At 42.9% G+C, this 6,764-nt stretch carries 6 protein-coding genes; all 6 read right to left on the minus strand.

Annotated elements, in window-relative coordinates; all coding sequences use genetic code 11:
• Positions 1-563 precede the first annotated feature (563 nt).
• Positions 564-782 (minus strand): hypothetical protein, encoded by a 219-nt coding sequence (locus AC1XUD_RS26355; protein WP_483364045.1) that lies wholly within the window; start codon positions 780-782, stop codon positions 564-566.
• A gap of 412 nt (positions 783-1,194) precedes the next feature.
• The gene (mobC, locus tag AC1XUD_RS26360) at positions 1,195-3,177 is read right to left on the minus strand and encodes a conjugal transfer protein MobC (protein ID WP_483364046.1); all 1,983 of its coding nucleotides are present in this window, start codon (positions 3,175-3,177) and stop codon (positions 1,195-1,197) included.
• A gap of 11 nt (positions 3,178-3,188) precedes the next feature.
• Positions 3,189-4,472: a relaxase/mobilization nuclease domain-containing protein gene (locus AC1XUD_RS26365; protein WP_483364047.1), complete on the minus strand. Its 1,284-nt coding sequence runs from the start codon at positions 4,470-4,472 to the stop codon at positions 3,189-3,191.
• A complete protein-coding gene (locus tag AC1XUD_RS26370; protein WP_483364048.1) occupies positions 4,466-4,846 on the minus strand; it encodes a plasmid mobilization protein in 381 nt (126 codons plus the stop codon). The genes AC1XUD_RS26365 and AC1XUD_RS26370 overlap by 7 nt, the downstream gene beginning before the upstream one ends.
• Positions 4,847-5,276: 430 nt before the next feature.
• Complete coding sequence (locus tag AC1XUD_RS26375; protein WP_483364049.1) at positions 5,277-5,747, minus strand: JAB domain-containing protein; 471 nt, start codon at positions 5,745-5,747, stop codon at positions 5,277-5,279.
• Positions 5,748-6,278: 531 nt separating this feature from the next.
• Positions 6,279-6,764, minus strand: a 486-nt coding sequence (locus AC1XUD_RS26380; RefSeq protein WP_483364050.1) for a DUF932 domain-containing protein, incomplete at its 5' end; no start/stop codon positions are given.

The raw sequence follows: 6,764 nt of genomic DNA on the forward strand, positions 1-6,764 counted from the left end.
CCTTATCCCTCCATATCTTCCTTGGTCCGAATTATTCTCAACTAGGTTCTCTGCGAGGAAATTATTCCAAAACCAAGCGGGTAACATCTCCTGACATGAAACACAAAGTATAAGAAGAGTTGCAATAAGGAACTCTGAAATAAACTGGCGGAATTTACCCATTATTTATAATCAGCGAGATTTCGAATACATTAGCTTTAAATAAATTAGTCACATTATCACACACAATCTTCGTTTTTTGAGATTGATTAACCCAAATATTCTAATCATCTGAAACACTGTCCAGAAATGGAGGAATGCACTCTAGATGAAATTCAGTATAAAGAATGCTCCAGCTGTTACTTGCAGTCCCACTTCAAATCAGCCCAATAATGATATGTGACATTGTGCGAAGGGTCAACTCGTGTCGTACCAACCAAATCAGATGTGCCGTCTTTATTGACATTATCTACCCTAATCACATTATTTGTTGAAAAGACAGAATGAGCACTAAAAAAATAGAAACTGGTAGCATGAAGCAATTTTACTGAATTAGGGGCGTCGTCGTAGTAAGTAGGTCACGCTCACCTTAAAGCCTCTTTTTTGTCGACAATGATATTGTGGGTTTCGTCGAGCCACACCCTTACAAATTCAGATATCACAGGAATACTGGCCTTGAAAGCGGGGACGTGGATCTGGTCTTTAGTTACGAGGATAATATTGCCATTGTTTCGCGTGTCTTTGGTAGTTACTCGGTATATACGTTTCCCATCCGCATGAAATGTATCAAAAGTAGCTTTCATCTTTTATAAACAATGTGGCAAACAGCACGCAGGTCATACCTAGCGCGAGTCCAAAAGCGCGAAGATAATGATAAGTAGGACCAGAACATAAGAGATTAATTAAGATACGAATAACCATTTTGATGCCATTTTTTCTTAATGAATAAATTTATTGGTGTGCTTGCAGCTTCTGGCACTTCATTTGTAAAACCTTGTTAAGAAAAGGTAAGACTCACGGGGATTCATAGTCGTTCAACTGAAACACTTCAACATACCGGGTGATGGTTGATTAAATCATCAGGTCTCGATGAAAATAAACTTGAATTTCATCATGTTCACCTGCAGTTTACACTTTTTTTGCGGGCTAATAAATTACATATATCGTTTACAGCCGCCGGCACACCTACTCCATTATCATCATAAACTTTTCCGATTATTTCCGTACCAACAGATACGCAAGTGCCGGATCAGCCAATATCCGCTCAATTTCACTATCAACAATATTTTGAACATCTTCCTTAATTTCCAGATACACCCTTTGAACAGTTCCATATTCCAGATTTCTTACGATTGGAATCGGTTGGTACTTGTCCTGCTGCTCCTTGATAATTTTGTGATCATTTAAAATCTGACAATGAAAAGTCTTCAGATCAATCCGCTGATCGGGATCGTCAGCCACCATCCCTACAAACTCTCCTGAGCTGAGTGTCGATATTTTGGAGGCTGGCACGGCTAAATCCAATTGTTTTGATCTGCTTACCGACGTGTCGGTTCGGTTAATTGAAAAACTTGTGCGATCCTGCATGATCTTGCCAAACCGCTCGGAAAGCTGTTTTGCCGTATCACCGGTCACCTGTCCACTTAAAATATTTCCTGTGATACTGCTGATCACATCTGCTTGCTCGCGTCCGTAGTCCTTTTTCAGTTGACTGAAATCTTGAATACCCAGAGTTGTGGACACTTTATTGGAACGTGCTGTAGCGATCAAACTATCGACGTTGTTAAGGTAGATGGTCGGAAACTCATCAAAGATCAGACTGCTTTTGAGCTTTCCTTTTTTGTTAACCAGCTTGATCAGACGCGTGATATAAAGAGAGAGGACAGCGCCGTATATCTGGATCTTTTGAGGGTTATTGCCCATGCATACTATTTTGGGCTCATCGACAGTGTTGATATCCAAGGTGAAGTCATTGCCACAAAGCACATAATATAGCTGCGGAGAGGAAAGGCGGGCAAGGGCAATTTTGGCAGATGCAATCTGACCTTCGAGCTGCTCTGTTGCCCCGTTTAAATACGCCGTGATAAAGGGATTGATCAGCACCTCGATTTCTTTTTCTGTTCTCAGAAGCGTGAAAAGATGGTTGTATTCCACCTGCATCAGCTCGATCACATGTGGTAATGTGCAAAAGCTACCATCCTGATATTTCTTTAAAAACCAGATCACCGCAGTTAAAAAATTGACAGGAGACTCTACAAAAAAATCCCCCTGACGTTTGATCCATTCACGGTTTAGCCCCATTAAAATTGTCCGTGCAGACTCAGCAGCATCTGTGATATCGGTCATGGAAGAATGATCCAGCGGATTACAGCGGTGGCTACGGCTGAGATCGTCAAAGTTGATCGTAAAGAATTTGGGGGCCACTTTGTATTTATCTTGATTTTCCAGCAAGGCATTGTAAGCGATTATGGACAGATCGTCGTATTTAAAATCATATACGAACATTGCAAAACCCTTTGCGATATGCTGGGTAATGATGTGTCTTATCACAAAATATGACTTACCCGAACCGGGCGATCCGAGCACCAGAACACCTCTAAACGGATTGATGATATTAATCCAGCTTCTACGGATTTTTCCTTTCAAACTATATTGAGCTGCCAGATTGATGGAGTACTCATTTTCTAGTTTCTGCTCGAGCTGCGGAAAGGTTTCGTTATCCTTATTAAAGATATCTTTATTGTTTATTTTCAGCTGAATCACTCTTGAGATCAGTGTTCCGCCCGTTAGGATCAGAATGTATCCAATCGAGGTAAAGCACATGTATAAAATGGAAACCAACCTGCTCCCCCACTCAATATGCAGTATCCAATGGCTTGAAAAGTAGATAGCTCCTCCAATACCCATATACACCAAACCCTTTCTGTATTGTAGCTTCTCATCTTTCTTACCTTTCGCTCCAAGTTGAGACACAAGCAGCAAAACGAGGGCGATTACCTTGGAACGGTTGAAGACTTCAAACAACCCGGTCTTTACAATATTGAACAGTATCCGGTCCGAAAAGCTTGAAACCAGTTGCCAGCCAGCAAAACAGGTGTAACAGAAATAATAAAAATGAAGGACTAGTAATGCGATTGATAGCATCCTTGTCATATCCGTAATGCGGCCTAACGCCTGCTGGTTTTCTGATGTCTGCATGGTTGCCAAGTTTAAATGGTTATTTTTCTTCTTTTGTTTTTCCGGTTTTTTCTCAGCTCCCAGGGCGTTTGCTCCTGGGAATTTTCAGCTTTCATCAAGTCTTCTATCACGCTGTTATCGTCCTTCCAATCCCGCGGAGAGAAACTAGGATTTTGACTTTGATGGAAAGAATCAGAGGTGTGATTTTGTATACTTCTCCTTTCATTTACATTTTCAGCTGTGATACTTCCGCCAACTGAGATGGCTGTCATCAGGCGTTGTTGAATGGCTTTTGCACTGTAGGCTTTACCCAGATCGCTGCCATTGAAAACCGATTTTGTACGGTGATCAACGTAGGTGATTCCGTACAACTGACCACCGCTGCTCCGTCTAAAAACAGTTGCGACACCCTCGTTTTTAAGCACATTTGAAAAGCTGCTGAGAGAATTAAAACCATTCTTTTGGAGCACTCCTTCAATGCTATTTTTCAGTCTCGCCTTGTATTTTTCCCGGAGTTTCTCATTGATCTCAAAGCGGCTTTCAAGCGATTTGAGAGTGGGTTTAAAATAGAAATCACTCGCCTTGATAGGAACTCCTACCCTGTTTCCTGACTTGTCTAGCACCCTGTAAACAAGCCCTCTTTTTTTGTAGATTCTTGAATCTTCACGGCCCCTTTCCGCTGACACATTGTACTGACCAAGTATCGCGTTCAGCTCGGCAAGCGAGGTAAATTTATAGTCTTTTAAAACCGATTGCAGCACATTAGAAATGGCCTGTTTCGTGGGAGATTTTCCGTATTGAATCCTGACGGCTGCCAGCGGTTTGAGCTCAAAGGCTTGCCTTTGATGATCCTGTGCGCGCACCAGTCCAAACTCTATTTCAATCTGTTTTCTGGCAGGCTCCGAGCGTAGTTTACCTATGTTGTGGAGGTTAATACTGCTGCCATCAGAGCGGATATTGGTTGTAACAATATGCACGTGCTGGTGGGCAACATCCCGATGTTCATAAAGTAGATAAGGCTGATTGGCAAAGCCAATTTTATCCAGGTACCTGGATGCAATCTGTTTTAAACGCACGGCTGGCAGCTTGTCTTCGGCAGCAAAATTCAGCGAGATGTGAAGGGTATTTACCTTCACCCGCTCATTCAAGTGTACCCGGCTTTGAAGTCTTGAGAGCTTATCTGTAAAGCTCAGCTCTTTGGGACTTTTCAGATAAAACCCGGCATCCACAAGCTCTGCGGTCCCAGCCTTAACCTTGTTCTCGTTATAGTTCAAAGCCTCTCGCAGGCTCCTACCCGAGTGGATAACAGCTACCATTTTTCACTGATTTTAACGATGGACTCACTTGCTTTTTCGAATTGACTCAATAGCCTCCTACGGTCAAGCTCATAGCCAATCAGCCACTGCTCAAAGTCTTTGATAGCGCTTAAAACATGTAGTTTTTTGACGGCTTGATTAAAGTTATGACCGGCCGCATGAAGCTCGGTTTTTAGCTGTGCCAGCTGCTCTGTCACAGCGTCAACTGACTGATTTCTGTAGTTTACAGTCACTGGTTTATCAAGGAGTTTCTTTCTTGCCAGCTCACTAAGCGCGCGGCATGTTGAGCGGTTAAGCTCCATTTTTATCTGCTGTAACTCGTCTGAGGTCAGTCTGATATGAAGCCATTTGCTTCGGTTGTCTTTCTCTTTCATCACGTTTCTTTTCCACTTGACATAATCTCTCTACTGCTTCCGCAACACCAGCTCCTAGGGGAGGCGGGTAAGCCGCGCTAGTGGTCAGACCCTTCCGATTGTATCATAAGCCCGAGTCCCTTTTTCGGCTGAAACAGTGATACAAACATAGGTATCATTCCCAGCTAGGCACCAACCTGCTTAAATTCTAAATAGGTAAAAATGAAGTTGAGCGTGGACTGAGTGGTTTTGATAGTTCTGCCAAAACCGATATTCTAACCATCGCCGACAAAGAATCCTTGACAGAACTCAAAATGTGATTACAGATTGTTTTGGAAAATCCGGACTAACAGAGCTCTACGAAGAGCTCAGGGCATTACAGATTTCGTAAACAACAAAACAGGCCCGATGCGTCTTTGCATCGGGCCGGAAAATTTTGGCTTTATCAACTTCACATTTCACCTAGGTCTGTAAAGGAATAATAGCCCTCTGACGTAATGATCAAATGGTCTAAAACACGGATATCTAAAATCTTTCCGGCCTGCTGAATTCGGGCTGTCAAAGTCTTGTCTTCCATACTTGGCATCAACTTGCCTGACGGGTGGTTATGTGCCAGGATAATAGCTGTACTATTGGATTTTAATGCAGCTGCAAAAATTAGCCTGATATCAACAGGTGTTGAAGTGATCCCGCCTTTGGAGTGGTGATAACAACCCAGCACCTGACAGGAGTTATTGAGAAGTAGAATTTTAAACTCTTCAATAAACTCAAGACTGTCTTCATTCCAGATATTGGAAAACACCTGATAGGCATCATTGGAGCTCGTAATTTGAGTACGCTGACTCGCCTTAACATTTGTCTTGTAGACCAGCTCTATTTCTGCTGCCTTGAAATGGTTTGAAGTACTCTGTAGGTTTTCCATAATCAGATCATTTAGGATGAAAAATCAGTTATGGTGCCCTACCTGGTGACGGCTGATAAGTGGGGCAAAGCAACGGAATAAAGGTAGTCCCTTGTGCGCCGGACGTGTTTATGCCGGAAGTTTGTCCCACTTCCAGAAAGCCGACGCCTAACTTTGCGCTGTAATTGATGCTTGATCCCCCGGTTCGGTTTTCCAAATTCTACAGGCCCTTATAATTGGTTTTGATGTATCAACCTCTTAAAAGAAAACGGACAATACCGGTCAGTATCAGAAGATAAGAAAAGAGGGTTACCAGCCTCTCAAAAAAACGGACAAAGACGGCCTGAAAATAATTTTCGAAATGCTCAAAGCCATGCGAAGACCTCCGGTTAAATCGCCGTCTTTGAACCCAGTACCGAATTACAAAACCTGAAATAATCAGGGCGAAACATTGCAGTTGAAAACTGCCCGTTATATTTTGAATAGTATCCATCTTTTTAATTGTTTGTGGTGATTGAAATGTGGCCGGGGAACTGCTCCCCGGCCCTCTGGTTAATTAAGGTTAAAACTTGCGGCTCCATGGGCAGCAAAACCCTCACAGAGATCAAAGGCTTTCTGAGATTTTAACTGAGCCGTTCCACCCAGTAGCAGCGATTTTATTTTGGCATCTTCGTCTTTGTATTTTTTTACATTTTGAAAATAGCCGGTAACCGCGTTATAGGCTCCGAAAACAGTCCCTGCCGTCGTTGACATATTCTGAGTTTCACTACCCAGGCCATATTCATAAACGCTTTCGACCATGTTAATAAACTGGGTGGAAAGGTTCTCATTTTTTGACGCTTTGATATCGCTGAGTACCTGACCGTTGGGAGCCATCGCAAGCTGAATCAAAGTTTTCAGATCCTTGTCTGAGATCCGGACTTTTGACCAGTGATTGAATACGGGCTCAAGCTCCGAGGCAAACCGGTTTGTCATCCCCATCAGCTCATGAGCCTGCCGTAAGCGCTGGTTGGCATTTACGGTGTGACGCACCCTGAT

Source organism: Dyadobacter sp. HNCC25DJ184 (genome assembly GCF_056895215.1).